We start from the raw sequence: 14765 nt of genomic DNA, 5'->3' as shown, positions 1-14765 counted from the left end.
GCGAATTCGCGTCACCTAACATTAAGAGATAGCTAAGAGCACGGTCTTATCATTGACTGGGCATCTTGGGGTGGCATATCGCTACTGCCCGGTACCATTTGCCGGGATTTGGCGTGACTGGCCGCATACGACGTAACCAGCGCGGCAGGCTGTGAACAGGAGATTTTGATGGCGTTCCACAACCCGTTCGTCAAGAACGGGAAGATCACCTTCCCGGACGGCGCCGGCATCGTGAAGCACGTCGAGCGCTGGGCGAAGGTCCGTGGGGACCGGCTCGCGTTCCGGTTCCTGGACTTCTCCACGGAGCGTGACGGCGAGGCCAAAGACCTGACCTGGTCGCAGTTCAGCGCGCGCAACAAAGCCGTGGCCGCGCGGCTGCAACAGGTGACCCAGGTGGGCGACCGCGTCGCAATCCTGTGCCCGCAGAACCTCGAATACCTCGTGGCGTTCTACGGCGTCCTGTACTCCGGCCGCATCGCCGTGCCGCTGTTCGATCCGTCGGAGCCCGGCCACGTCGGCCGCCTGCACGCCGTGCTCGACGACTGCAAGCCGTCGGCCATCCTGACCACGACCGCCGCCGCCGAAGGCGTCCGCAAGTTCTTCCGCAGCCGCCCGGCCAATGAACGTCCGCGTGTCATCGCCGTCGACGCCGTGCCGGACGAGGTCGCCGTCACCTGGATCCCATTCGACGACGTCGACGAGCACACCATCGCCTACCTGCAGTACACGTCGGGTTCGACCCGCATCCCGACGGGCGTGCAGATCACCCACCTGAACCTGGCCACCAACGTGGTGCAGGTCGTCGAGGCCCTCGAGGGCGAAGAGGGCGACCGCGGCCTGTCCTGGCTGCCGTTCTTCCACGACATGGGCCTGATCACCGCGCTGCTCGCGCCGATGATCGGCCACAGCTTCACGTTCATGACCCCGGCGGCCTTCGTGCGTCGGCCGGAGCGCTGGATCCGTGAGCTCGCCCGCAAGGAAGGCGACACCGGCGGCACCATCTCCGTGGCCCCGAACTTCGCGTTCGACCACGCCGCCGCCCGTGGCGTGCCCAAGGAGAAGATCGACCTCTCCAACGTCAAGGCCGTGCTGAACGGCAGCGAGCCGATTTCGGCGGCGACGGTGCGGCGGTTCAACGAGGCCTTCGGTCCGTTCGGCTTCCCCGCCAAGGCCATCAAGCCGTCCTACGGCCTGGCCGAGGCGACGCTGTTCGTGTCGACCACGCCGTCGGCCGACGAGCCGACCATCGTGTCGGTGGATCGCGACGCCCTCAACACCGGCACCTTCGTGGTGGTTCCGGACGACTCGCCGAAGGCTGTCGCCCAGGCCGGCGCCGGCAAGGTCGGTGTCGACGAATGGGCCGTCATCGTGGACGCCGAGACCGCCACCGAGCTGCCCGACGGCCAGATCGGCGAGATCTGGATCAGCGGCGCCAACATGGGCACCGGCTACTGGGGCAAGCCCGAGGAGACCGTCGAGACGTTCCAGAACACCCTCAAGTCGCGCACCAGCCCGTCGCACGCCGAGGGCGCGGCCGACGACGCCACCTGGGTGCGCACCGGCGACTACGGCGCCTACCACGACGGCGAGCTGTACATCACCGGCCGCGTCAAGGACCTGGTGATCATCGACGGCCGTAACCACTACCCGCAGGACCTCGAGTACTCGGCGCAGGAGGCCAGCAAGGCGTTGCGCGTCGGTTACGTCGCGGCGTTCTCGGTGCCGGCCAACCAGCTGCCCGACGAGGTCTTCGCCGACGCCCACTCGGGCCTCAAGCGCGATCCCGACGACAGCTCCGAGCAGCTGGTCATCGTCGCCGAGCGGGCCCCGGGCGCGCACAAGCTCGAACCGCAGCCGATCGTCGACGACATCCGGGCCGCCATCGCGGTCCGTCACGGCGTCACCGTGCGCGACGTGCTGCTGACCGCGGCCGGCGCCATCCCGCGCACCTCCAGCGGCAAGATCGGCCGCCGGGCCACCCGTGCGGCGTACCTGGACGGCACGCTGCGCAGCGGCAAGGTGGCCAACGCCTTCCCCGACGATCTGAACTGACCCACACCCGGCAACCCTGTCCGGCGGCGAAAGTGAACAGTGAAAATGACTGACACCGAAGACAATTCGAACGAAATCGACACTTCGCCGCAGGAGGGGCAGGTTCCCGCTCGGGCTAACGGCATGTCCGTGCCGGAGATGCGGGAGTGGCTGCGCAACTGGGTGGCCAATGCCACCGGTCAGCCGGCGGACTCCATCAACGAGTCGGTGCCGATGGTCGAGCTCGGCCTGGCGTCGCGCGACGCGGTCGCCATGGCGTCCGATATCGAGGACCTCACCGGTGTCACGCTGACCGCCACGGTGGCGTTCCGGCACCCGACCATCGAGTCGCTGGCGCAGGTCATCGTCGAGGGCGAGCCCGAGGAAGACACGGACGCCGCGAACGCCGAGGACTGGTCCCGCGACGCCGACGACGACGCGATGAACATCGCGATTGTCGGCCTGGCCACCCGCTTCCCGGGTGACATGAACACGCCCGACGAGATGTGGCGGGCGCTGGTCGAAGGCCGCGACGCCATCACCGACCTGCCCGAGGGCCGCTGGGAAGAGTTCCTGTCCGAGCCCCGGATCGCCGAGCGCGTGGCCAAGGCCCGCACCCGCGGCGGCTACCTGTCGGACATCAAGGGCTTCGACGCCGAGTTCTTCGCGCTGGCCAAGATGGAAGCCGACAACATCGATCCGCAGCAGCGGATGGCGCTCGAATTGACCTGGGAGGCACTGGAGTTCGCCCGTATCCCGGCGTCGTCGCTGCGCGGCGAGTCGGTAGGCGTGTTCGTCGGTAGCTCGACCAACGACTACAGCTTCCTGTCGGTGTCCGACCCGTCGATCACGCACCCGTACGCCATCACCGGCACCGCGAGCTCCATCATCGCCAACCGGGTGTCGTACTTCTTCGACTTCCGCGGGCCGTCGATGGCCATCGACACCGCGTGTTCGTCGTCGCTGGTCGCGATCCACGAGGGCGTCAAGGCGCTGCGCTCGGGTGAGGCCAGCGTCGTCGTCGCCGGTGGTGTCAACGCCCTGGTGACCCCGATGGTGACGGTCGGCTTCGACGAGGTCGGCGGCGTCCTGGCGCCGGACGGCCGCATCAAGTCGTTCAGCTCCGATGCCGACGGCTACGCCCGTTCCGAGGGTGGCGGCATGGTCGTGCTCAAGCGCGTCGCCGACGCCCGTCGCGACGGTGACGAGATCCTCGCGGTGATCACCGGTTCGGCCATCAACCACGACGGCCGCTCCAACGGCATGCTGGCCCCGAACCCCGACGCGCAGGAAGCGGTGCTGCGCAAGGCCTACAAGGACGCCGGCGTCGACCCGAAGACCGTCGATTACATCGAGGCGCACGGTACCGGCACCATCCTGGGTGACCCGATCGAGGCCGACGCGCTCGGCCGCGTCGTGGGCCGTGGCCGCGCCGCCGACAAGCCGGCGCTGCTGGGCGCCGTGAAATCCAATGTGGGACACCTGGAGTCGGCCGCCGGTGCGGCCAGCGTCGCGAAGATGACGCTGGCGCTGTACCACGACAAGCTGCCGCCGTCGATCAACTACGCGGGCCCCAACCCGTACATCGACTTCGACAAGGAACACCTCAAGGTCAACGCCGAGCTGTCGGACTGGCCGCGTTACAGCGGTCACGCCATCGCCGGTGTCTCCGGTTTCGGTTTCGGTGGCGCCAACGCGCACATCGTCATGCGTCAGGTGCTGCCCAGTGACCTCGTCGAGCCGGAGCCGAAAGAGGTTGTGGCCGAGGAGAAGCCGGCCTCGGATGCGGGCGCCGTCTACGTGGGTGGCGTCAAGATGGACGAGTACGGCGAGTTCGCCGATGAGCCGCTTGCGCGAAGAGATTCAGAGAGCGGCGACGACTCCTTTGATTCTCGTGGTGACGCCGAGTTCTACGGCTACGGGACCGACGACGAGCCCGAGCTCCCCGGCCTGACCGAGCGGGCGCTGGAGCTGATCGAGGCCGGCCGCGCCGAGCTGGAGGCTGCCGAGCCGGTCAAGCGCATTGTCCCGCTTGCGGTTTCGGGCTTCCTCACCTCGCGCAAGAAGTCGGCTGCCGCTGAGCTGGCGGACTGGATCGACAGCGAGGTGGGCCGGTCCTACTCGCTGGAGTCCATCGGTCGCTCGCTGTCGCGCCGCAACCACGGCCGTTCGCGCGCAGTGATTCTCGCGCACGACCACGACGAAGCCGTCAAGGGTCTGCGGGCGCTGGCCGAGGGCAAGCAGAGCCCGCTGGTGCTGGCCGCCGATGGCCCGGTCACCAACGGCCCGGTGTGGGTGCTCGCCGGTTTCGGTGCGCAGCACCGCAAGATGGGCAAGAGCCTGTACCTGAACGATCCCATCTTCGCGGAGTGGATCAACAAGGTCGACGCGCTCATCCAGGACGAGCGTGGCTACTCGGTCGTCGAGCTGATCCTCGACGACGCCATCGACTACACCAACGAGACCTGCGAATACCCGATCGAGGTCGTCCAGACCGTGATCTTCGCGCTGCAGATCGCGCTCGGCGAGCTGCTGAAGGCGCACGGCGCGAAACCCGGTGCGGTAGTTGGCCAGTCGCTCGGTGAAGCGGCCGCGGCCTACTTCTCCGGTGGCCTGTCGCTGGCCGACGCCACCCGCACGATCTGCTCGCGTGCCCACCTCATGGGTGAGGGCGAGGCCATGCTGTTCGGCGAGTACATCCGCCTGATGGCGCTGGTCGAGTACTCGGCCGAGGAGATCAAGACGGTCTTCGCCGACTTCCCGGGCCTCGAGGTGTGCGTCTACGCCGCCCCGACCCAGACCGTCATCGGAGGTCCGCCGGAGCAGGTCGACGCGATCATCGCCCGCGCCGAATCCGAGGGCAAGTTCGCCCGCAAGATGCAGACCAAGGGCGCCAGCCACACACAGCAGATGGACCCGCTGCTCGGTGAGCTGTCCGCGGAAATCCAGGGCATCGAGCCGCGCCCGCTGCAGACGGCCTACTACTCGACGGTGCACGAGGGTCAGCTGATCCGGGCCGGTGCGGAGCCGATCCACGATGTCGAGTACTGGAAGAAGGGGCTGCGCCACAGCGTCTACTTCACCCACGGCATCCGCAACGCCGTCGACAACGGGCACACCACCTTCCTCGAGCTTGCGCCGAACCCGGTGGCACTCATGCAGGTTGGGCTCACCACGATGTCGGCCGGCCTGCATGACGGTCAGCTGATCCCGACCCTCGCCCGTAAGCAGGACGAGGTCGACTCGATGACCAACGCCATGGCCCAGCTGTTCGTGCACGGCCACGACCTGGACTTCCGGACGCTGTTCTCGCCGGCCGAGAACCCGGCCGTCGACTACGCGCCCATCCCGCCGACGCGCTTCAAGCGCAAGCCGCACTGGCTGGACGCGCACTTCACCGCCGACAGCTCGGCCATCGAGCCGGGCAGCCACGTCGCGACCCCGGACGGCCGGCACGTGTGGGAGTACGCCCCGCGCGGCGAGGTCGACGCCGCGGCGCTGGCCAAGCTGGTGAAAGCCGCTGCGGCGCAGGTGCTTCCGGATGCGGCGCTGACCGCTTACGAGCAGCGTGCCATCCCGGGTGAGGGCGCGCGCTTGGTCACCACGCTGACCCGGCACCCCGGTGGCGGCACGGTGCAGGTGCACGCCCGCATGGGCGAGTCCTTCACCCTGGTGTACGACGCCGTCGTCACCCGCGGTGGTGATGGTGCGGCGCTGCCGGTCGCCATGGGTGGTGCGGCCCTGCCGGCCGCCGTCGGCGCATCAGTGGCCGAAACCGCCGCCGCCGCACCGGAACCCGAAGACGACGCCGCCATCCTGCAGGACAACCTGACCGCGGGCGCCGGCCTGGCCGCCGGTTTCAAGAAGTGGTCGCCGGATTCCGGCGAGACCGTCGCGGACCGGTTGGGTGCCATCGTCGGCGGCGCCATGGGCTACGAGCCTGAGGACCTGCCGTGGGAGGTGCCGCTGATCGAGCTGGGTCTGGACTCGCTGATGGCGGTCCGGATCAAGAACCGCGTCGAGTACGACTTCGACCTGCCTCCGATCCAGCTGACCGCGGTGCGTGACGCCAACCTGTACGCGGTGGAGAAGCTGATCCACTACGCCATCGAGCACCGCGACGAGGTCGGCCAGCTTGCCGAGGCACAGAAGGGGCAGACGGCCGAGGAGATCGCCGCCGCGCAGGCCGAATTGATGGGTGGCGCGACGACGGTCGCCGAGCTGGAGGCCAAGCTGGCCGAGGCCGGGCACCCGCTGGCCGACAAGGACGACGACAAGCCGGCGGCGGCCGAGATCGCCACGGACTCCGCTGTCGCGCTGGAGGTTCCGCCGCCCCCGACGAACCCCGCCGGCCCGGCGGCCGTCCCGCCGCCGCCGACGAACCCGTCGGGACCGGCCGGACCGAGCCAGGCGACCGCTGCGGCGGCTGCCGCCAAGGTCCTCACGCAGGAGGCGGTCACCGAGGCGCTCGGCGCCGACGTGCCGCCGCGCGATGCGGCTGAGCGCGTCACCTTCGCGACGTGGGCGATCGTCACCGGCAAGTCACCGGGTGGCATCTTCAACGAGCTGCCGGCCGTCGACGACGCGACCGCGACCAAACTGTCCGAGCGGCTTTCCGAGCGCGCCGAGGGCATCGTGACGGTCGAGCAGGTGCGGACGGCCAAGACGATCGAAGAGCTGTCCACGATCGTGCGTGATCAGCTGGAAGACGGCGTGGTGGACGGCTTCGTCCGCACCCTGCGGGCACCGAAAGAAGGTGGGTCGCAGGTACCCCTGTTCGTCTTCCACCCGGCCGGTGGCTCGACGGTGGTCTACGAGCCGCTGTTGAAGCGCCTGCCCGAGGACATCCCGGTCTACGGCATCGAACGCGTCGAAGGCTCCATCGAGGAGCGCGCCGCCGAGTACGTGCCGAAGCTGCTGGAGATGCACAAGGGCCCGTTCGTGCTGGCCGGTTGGTCGCTGGGTGGGGCGCTGGCATACGCGTGCGCCATCGGGCTCAAGCAGGCCGGTGCCGATGTGCAGTACGTCGGGTTGATCGACTGCGTGCGACCCGGCACGCCGATCGACAAGAGCCAGGCCGGTATGCGAGCCCGCTGGGATCGCTATGCCCGCTTCGCCGAGCGCACCTTCAACGTCGAGATTCCGGAGATTCCGTACGAGGAGCTGGAGAAGCTCGACGACGAGGGCCAGGTGAAGTTCGTGCTGGACATCGTCGCGCAGAGCGGCGTGCAGATCCCGGGCGGCATCATCGAGCACCAGCGCACGTCGTATCTCGACAACCGCGCGCTGGACACCATCGACATCCAGCCGTATGACGGCCACGTCGTGCTCTACATGGCGGACCGTTACCACGACGACGCGATCGTGTTCGAACCTGCGTACGCGACCCGTCAGCCCGACGGCGGATGGGGCGAGTTCGCGCCCGATCTCGAGGTCGTGAATATCGGCGGCGAGCACATCCAGGCCATCGACGAGCCGTACATTGCCAAGGTCGGGGCGCACATGAGCCAGGCCATCAACCAGATCCAGGCCGGGAAGTAGTAGGAGAACCGTGACTGAAGTTACCGAACAGCGCAGCCCTGCCACGACGGCAGAGAAGCTCGCAGAGCTTCGCCGAAAGCTGGAGCTGGCAGCCGATCCCGGTGACGAGAAGGCCAAGGCGCGGCGCGACAAGAAGGGCATTCCGTCGGCCCGCGCCCGCATCCACGCGCTCGTCGACCCGGGCAGCTTCTTCGAGATCGGCGCGCTCGCCAAGACGCCCGGCGACCCGAACGCGCTGTACGGCGACGGTGTGGTGACCGGCCACGCCACCATCGACGGCCGTCCGGTCGCGGTGTTCAGCCATGACCAGACGGTGTTCCAGGGCTCGGTCGGCGAGATGTTCGGCCGCAAGGTCGCCAAGCTGATGGAGTGGGTGGCCATGGTCGGCTGCCCGATCATCGGCATCAACGACTCCGCGGGTGCCCGCATCCAGGACGCCGTCACCTCGCTGGCCTGGTACGCCGAGCTCGGCCGCCGCCACGAGATGCTGCGCGGCACGGTGCCGGAGATCTCGATCATCCTCGGCAAGTGCGCCGGTGGTGCGGTGTACTCGCCGATCCAGACCGACCTGTTGGTGGCCGTGCGCGATCAGGGCTACATGTTCATCACCGGCCCGGACGTCATCAAGGACGTCACCGGCGAGGACGTGACCTTCGACGAGCTCGGTGGCGCGGATGTCCAGGCGCAGCGCGGCAACATCCACAAGGTCGTCGAGGACGAGGCCGCCGCCTTCCAGTACGTCCGCGACTACCTGAGCTTCCTGCCTGCCAACACCTGGGACGACCCGCCGATCGTCAACCCGGGCCTGGAGCCGGAGCTGACGCCCAGCGACTTCGAGCTGGACAAGATCGTGCCGGACGCCGACAACGCCGGCTACGACATGATGGACATCCTGCTCCGCATGTTCGACGACGGCGACATCTTCGAGATCGCCGAACAGCGCGCTCCGGAGATGATCACCGCGTTCGCGCGGGTCGACGGCCGGCCGGTCGGCGTCATCGCCAACCAGCCGCTGTTCATGGCGGGCGCCATCGGTAACGAGGCCTCCGACAAGGCGGCCGGGTTCATCCGGTTCTGCGACTCCTTCAACCTGCCTTTGGTTTTCGTCGTCGACACCCCCGGCGCCCTGCCGGGTGTCGCCGAGGAGACCGGCGGCATCATCAAGCGCGGTGGCCGCTTCTTCAACGCCATCGTCGAGGCCGACGTGCCGAAGGTGACGTTCGTGATCCGTAAGGCCTACGGCGGTGGTTACGCCGTCATGGGCTCGAAGCAGCTGTCGGCCGACCTCAACTTCGCCTGGCCGACCGCACGCATCGCGGTGATCGGTGCCCAGGGTGCGGCGCAGCTGCTGGTGAAGCGCTTCCCCGATCCGAATGCGCCCGAGGTGCAGAAGATCAAGGCGGACTTCATCGAGGGCTACAACGCCAACATGGCGATTCCGTGGACCGCGGCAGAACGTGGCTACATCGATGCCGTGATCCAGCCGCACGAGTCCCGGCTGCTGCTGCGCAAGTCGCTGAAGTTGTTGCGCGACAAGCAGAAGCACGACCGCATCGCCCGCAAGCACGGCCTGACGCCACTCTGATCTCGCGCGAGCTGACTCAAATGTCCCCCGACACACAGTGTTTGGGGGACATTTGCGTCTGGTGGCCGATGTTTGCGATGGGGCCGTCGTGGGTAGTGCCAGACCGTCAGCGACGGTCGTCGCAGGATGACACTCTTCGTACCAAGGTGGTTGACGCATGGCATTGACGGAATCGCGTGCCGGTCAGGCTCGAAACGGCGAAGCGGTGACCGACACCGATGCCGGTGTGCTCCCCCCGGTCCCGGCCCGAACGCGCCGGGCCTTCTGGTGGCTGGAGCGGTTCGCGCCCGCGATCGGAGCTCGCTGGGCCACCGAATTGTGGTGCACGGTTCCGGACGTCGACCTGAGCACCAAGATGCCGCCCGGTCTGCCGGACAGCACGCCGTTTGAAGCGGCGTGGGACGGCCACCGCATTGCCGGGCAGTCGTGGGGTTCGGGCCCGTTGGTCTACCTGGTACACGGCTGGGGCGGGTGCCGGGCGCACATGGCGGTTTTCGTCAAACCCCTTGTCGCGGCGGGGTATCGGGTCATCGCGTTCGACCTCCCCAGCCACCACGATTCGGAGCCGGGGGCACTGGCGCCGGGCCGCACCACCATCGTCGAGTGCGCGGAAGCAGTGCGGGCCGTCATCGCTCAGCACGGGCCGGCGCACGCCGTAGTCGGTCATTCGCTGGGTGCAAAGGCGGCGGCGCTGGCCGCGGCGCGCGGTGCGCAGACGGGGCGCTTGGTGTTCCTCGCCCCGATGGGCGACTTCACCTGGTACCTGGACGCTTTCGCCGAACGCCACAACTTCGGGCCGCGGATCCGGGACCGCCTGCACCGGCGCCTGGACCGACGGCTCGGCATGCCGCTGCTGGGCACCGACATCACCGCGTCGGCCAAATACGCCGGCGACCGGCCGCTACTGCTCATCCACGATCCGGATGATCCGGACAGCCCCTACTCGTCCAGTGTCGAGATCGCAGAGGTGTGGCCTGGCGCGCGGCTCGAGACCACGAAGGGCCTGGGCCGGCTGGCCCACTACCGGATTCTGCGGCATCGCCCGGCGATCACCGCCGGCGTCGACTTCATCGGGACACCCTAGGCGCTGCCGAAATTGGCGAGCCGTGATGTTCGCGCGGCGGATGCGAATTCGACCCGCCGCGCGAACATGAGGGCCAGGTTCTCTATTGAGTTGTCAAGGTGCGCAATGCTTTGCGTGTTAGGCGGCTGTGTCGAGGTGCATGGTGCGGCGGTTGTATGCGGGGATGGGTTTTCGGTGTGGGTCGACGGCCGCGGGTGGGATGAGCCAGGGGTGTTTGTCCAGGCCCATGACGACGTCCCAGCCGTCGTGGTGGACGTTGGCGTGGCAGGCTGGGCACAGCAGGCAGCCGTTGGCTAGTGAGGTCTCACCGTGGTGGGTCCAGTGGATGATGTGGTGGGCGTGGGTGCGTCCGGGTGGGGCGCCGCATTTGATGCAGCATTCATCGCGGTGATAGAGCGCTTTGCGTAGGTGCGCCGGGAACAGGCGTTTCTCGCGCCCCATATCGAGGGGTACGTGTTCGCCGTCGACGATCATGGTGGTGACGGTGGTGTCGCAGCAGATTCGTTCCAGGGTCATGGTGCTGATCGATCCGATGAATTCCAGTGTGGCCAGGTCGGGGGCGTCGGCGGGCACGGTGATCAGCAGTTGGGTGCGCGGCGCGGACGCGGTGTCGCCGCCGCGGGCGGCGATGTCCAGCACCGCTTCCAGCGCGTCGGCCCGCCGCCTGCCCGCCGTGCGGGTGTCGGGGGTGCCGTCGGGTTCTGGCCGCGGTGCCGAGTGTTCCTCGATCGCTGCGACCAGCTTGGCGCCCACCTCCACGTCCAAGTCCGCGCGCACCTGCACCCGACCATCGGAGGTGACGCGGTGCTCGACGGTGTTGACCGACCGATCCTCGGCGGCCGGCAGGCCCCCTTCGGCGGCGGCGACCCGGTTGCCCAGCCGGCGGGCGCGTTTGTCGATGTCTGCGGGGGTGGCGCCGGAGAAGAACTGCCCCAACAGATCGGTCACCTGCGCGAACCGGGTCTCCTCGTCCACCTCACCGGGTGCGCGGGCTTGGATGTGGTTGATGCCTTTGACGATCGCATCCACATGCTCACCGGAGATCGCCCCATCGCGAGCGTGCGCAGCGAGGGTCGGCAACATTGGCAACGCGCCGCCGACACGCACCAGTCGCTGTGCCACCGACGGGGCACACCCCAACGCCATCAACACCTCCCGCGACGTCCGTCCCTGCGCGGCCGCGACCCCGCGGCGATCCAGCACCCCGGTCACCATCGCTGCCAGATGATCGATCACATTGCGCAGCTTCACCACGTACGGCAGCGCCTCCAGAATGTCGCCCGCGGGCATGTCGTCGGGGACCTGCACGCCGCGGAGGGTGTCGAGGCTGGTGGTGAGTTCCGGTGCGATTCCCATAACACACTATATCGAACATATGTTCGACTCGCAACGGTGGGTTTTCGCATTTTTGTGGTGAGGTCTCAGGACACCGGCGAGCGCGGCCGACGGTTGCCGGGCGTAGGCCGGGTGCGGGTCGGTGTATTCGGCGAGGACCTCACCGAGTAGGCCGGTGATGATGGCCTCCGGTGAAGGAAAATGGAACCTGGACCTGCAGGGGGTCGACCCCCTCCTCACGCTGCACGGTGGCGCCAATGATGTCGCTACCGTTGCACTCCCTCGGTTCGATACCGACCAGCCCGGCGTCCTGGAGCGCGGCGTCCCGACCAGAATCGTTGCGGGACAGCGTGTCACCACGGTCTTCGACCTCATGCTTGCCCAGTACGGCGTGGCCCGTGACGGTCTGCCGGGCACTTGGCCCACCGGCTACGACGACGCCACCGAGCCGTACACCCCGGCGTGGCAGCAGGCCATCACCGGCGTGCCGGCGCAGGCCGCGGAGCGTATCGCGCGCGAATTCGCCGACAACGCAGAGCGTTCCAAAGGCCGCTCGATGATCCTCATGGGTGCCGGCACGAATCACTGGTTCCATTCGGATCAGATCTACCGCTCGTTCCTGTCTCTTGTGATGCTCACCGGCTGTCAGGGCGTCAACGGCGGCGGCTGGGCACACTACGTCGGCCAGGAGAAGTGTCGTCCGGTAACAGGCTGGGGGACACTGGCATTCGGGCTGGACTGGCAGCGGGCACCGCGCCAGATGCAGGGCACCGTTTTCTGGTACCTGGCCACCGACCAGTGGCGCTACGACAGGTTCACCACCGAGCCGATGACCTCACCGCTCGCCACCGGCATGCTGGCGGGCCGCACCGCGGCGGACAACATCGCTCTCGCGAGCCGGCTGGGGTGGATGCCGAGTTACCCGACGTTCAACCGTAATCCGCTGGATCTGGCCGACGAAGCCGAGCGTCAGGGCAAGGACGCTGCACAGCATGTACTGGACGGCCTGAAGTCCGGGCACCTGCAGTTCGCCTGCGAGGACCCGGATGCTCCGGAGAATTTCCCGCGCTGCCTGACGGTGTGGCGGTCGAACCTGCTGGGCTCGTCGGCGAAAGGCAACGAGTACTTCCTCAAGCACCTGCTGGGCGCCGACAACAACGTGGCGGCCAGCGATGAGGACGGCGTACATCCGCAGGATGTACGCTGGCGCGACGAGGCACCGGCAGGGAAGCTGGATCTGCTGCTGTCCTTGGACTTCCGCAACACCAGCACGACGCTGTACTCGGACATCGTGCTCCCGGCCGCGACGTGGTACGAGAAGCACGACCTCTCGAGTACCGACATGCATCCTTTCGTCCACGCCTTCTCGCCGGCCATCTCGCCGCCGTGGGAAACCAAGACCGACTTCGACGCCTTTCACCGGATCGCCCGCGGCTTCTCCTGGCTCGCCGAGAAGCACCTGGGTAAGCGCAAGGACATCGTCGCGATGCCGCTGGCCCACGACAGCTCCGACGCCACCGCCCAGCCCGGCGGAAAGGTTCTGGACTGGAAAGCCGGCGAATGCGAACCGATTCCGGGAAAGACCATGCCGCGCCTGGTGACGGTGGAACGCGACTACCCGGCGCTGGCCGACAAGATGGCCGCGCTCGGCCCCCTCGTCGAAACGCTGGGTCTGACGGTCAAGGGCGTCACCACCCACCCCGATGCCGAAGTCGAGTACCTGGCCGGCGTCAACGGAGTGTCCGATCGTGGCGTCGCGGCGGGACGGCCGTCGCTGGCCAAGGACACGCACGCGGCCGAAGCCATCCTCGCGCTGTCCGGCACCACCAACGGCCGCCTGGCGGTGGAGGGCTTTGAGGCCCTGCAGCGTCGGACGGGAACCGAACTCGTCGACCTGGCCGCCGAGAACGAAGGCAAGCGAATCACCTTCGCGGACACCCAGTCCCGGCCCATGCCGGTCAACACCTCGCCGGAGTGGTCGGGGTCCGAAACCGGTGGCCGGCGCTATTCACCTTTCACCATCAACACCGAGCGGCTCAAGCCGTGGCACACCCTCACCGGGCGCCAGCACTTCTATCTCGACCACGACTGGATGGACGAGATGGGGGAGCAGTTGCCGACGTTCCGCCCGCCGTTGGACATGACCGCATTGTTCGACGAGCCGGCCGTCGGTGACACCAGTGGTGGCATCACCGTCCGCTACCTGACACCGCACTCCAAGTGGTCCATCCACTCGGCGTACCAGGACAACCTGTACATGCTCACGCTTTCCCGTGGTGGACAGGCGATCTGGATGTCGGATGTCGACGCCGCCAAGATCGGGGTGAAGGACAACGACTGGATCGAGTGCACCAACCGCAACGGTGTGGTGAACGCGCGCGCGATCGTCAGCCACCGGATGCCCGAGGGCCTGGTCTTCATGTACCACGCCCAGGACAAGGCGGTCGACGTGCCGCGTACCGAGAAGACCGGCAAGCGCGGCGGTATTCACAACGCCCTGACCCGCATCATGATCAAGCCCACGCACTTGATCGGCGGCTATGCCCAGCAGTCCTTCGCACTGAACTACCACGGCCCCACGGGTAATCAGCGCGACGAGGTGACGACGATCCGTCGCCGTTCGCAAGAAGTGGAGTACTGACCTATGAGAGTCATGGCGCAACTTGCGATGGTGATGAACCTCGACAAGTGCATCGGCTGTCACACCTGCAGCGTCACCTGCAAGCAGGCGTGGACCAACCGCAGCGGTGTCGAGTACGTCTGGTTCAACAATGTGGAAACCCGCCCCGGGCAGGGCTATCCGCGCCAGTACCAGGACCAGGAGCGCTGGAAGGGCGGGTGGACGCTCAACAAGCGCGGCAAGCTCACGCTCAGATCGGGCTCGCGGTTCAAGCGGCTGCTGAACATCTTCGCCAATCCGGACCTGCCCACGGTCAGCGACTACTATGACCCGTGGACGTACGACTACGACAACCTGCTGTCGTCGCCATTGATGGACACGACGCCCGTGGCCCGGCCCAAGTCGCTGATCACCGGGCAGGACACCAAGGTCACCTGGGGCGCCAACTGGGACGACGATCTCGGCGGCGGACCCGAGCAGGTGGGCCGGGATCCGTTGCTGGCCAAGGTCGAAGAGGTCAGCCAGAAGGTCAAGCTCGAATTCGAGCAGACGTTCATGTTCTACCTGCC

The 14765-nt window shown here is 67.5% G+C and carries 5 protein-coding genes and 2 pseudogenes; 6 read left to right on the top strand and 1 reads right to left on the bottom strand.

What is annotated here, in order from left to right:
- Positions 1-168 precede the first annotated feature (168 nt).
- The 4 genes from fadD32 (at position 169) to ACJH7A_RS19625 (ending at position 10241) form a co-directional block, all read left to right on the top strand.
- Positions 169-2052: a long-chain-fatty-acid--AMP ligase FadD32 gene (gene fadD32 / locus ACJH7A_RS19640; protein ID WP_212807530.1), complete on the top strand. Its 1884-nt coding sequence runs from the start codon at positions 169-171 to the stop codon at positions 2050-2052.
- 45 nt (positions 2053-2097) lie between these two features.
- On the top strand, positions 2098-7572 hold the full coding sequence (gene pks13 / locus ACJH7A_RS19635; RefSeq protein ID WP_305798788.1) for a polyketide synthase Pks13: 5475 nt from the start codon (positions 2098-2100) through the stop codon (positions 7570-7572).
- A 10-nt stretch (positions 7573-7582) separates the two neighbouring features.
- Positions 7583-9157, top strand: coding sequence for an acyl-CoA carboxylase subunit beta (locus ACJH7A_RS19630; RefSeq protein ID WP_212807528.1), 1575 nt, complete (start codon positions 7583-7585; stop codon positions 9155-9157).
- Between the two features lie 157 nt (positions 9158-9314).
- Positions 9315-10241, top strand: coding sequence for an alpha/beta fold hydrolase (locus ACJH7A_RS19625; protein ID WP_318983983.1), 927 nt, complete (start codon positions 9315-9317; stop codon positions 10239-10241).
- A gap of 117 nt (positions 10242-10358) precedes the next feature.
- Here the strand turns inward: ACJH7A_RS19625 and ACJH7A_RS19620 are convergent, their stop codons facing one another.
- Positions 10359-11597 carry a DUF222 domain-containing protein gene (locus ACJH7A_RS19620; RefSeq protein ID WP_318983982.1) on the bottom strand — a complete coding sequence of 413 codons (1239 nt, stop codon included), beginning with the start codon at positions 11595-11597 and terminating at the stop codon, positions 10359-10361.
- Positions 11598-11763: 166 nt separating this feature from the next.
- Between ACJH7A_RS19620 and ACJH7A_RS19615 the strand changes: the two are divergent.
- Together ACJH7A_RS19615 and narY are read left to right on the top strand one after the other, a co-directional pair.
- A pseudogene (locus ACJH7A_RS19615) lies at positions 11764-14217 on the top strand (molybdopterin-dependent oxidoreductase); the annotation flags it as partial.
- Positions 14218-14229: 12 nt separating this feature from the next.
- A pseudogene (gene narY / locus ACJH7A_RS19610) lies at positions 14230-14765 on the top strand (nitrate reductase subunit beta); the annotation flags it as partial.

This window comes from Mycobacterium sp. SMC-17 (assembly GCF_045310915.1).
In the GTDB taxonomy this organism is placed as follows: Bacteria; Actinomycetota; Actinomycetes; order Mycobacteriales; family Mycobacteriaceae; genus Mycobacterium.
Note: the sequence above shows the minus strand (reverse complement) of the source record. Positions and strands in the feature narration are given on the sequence as shown.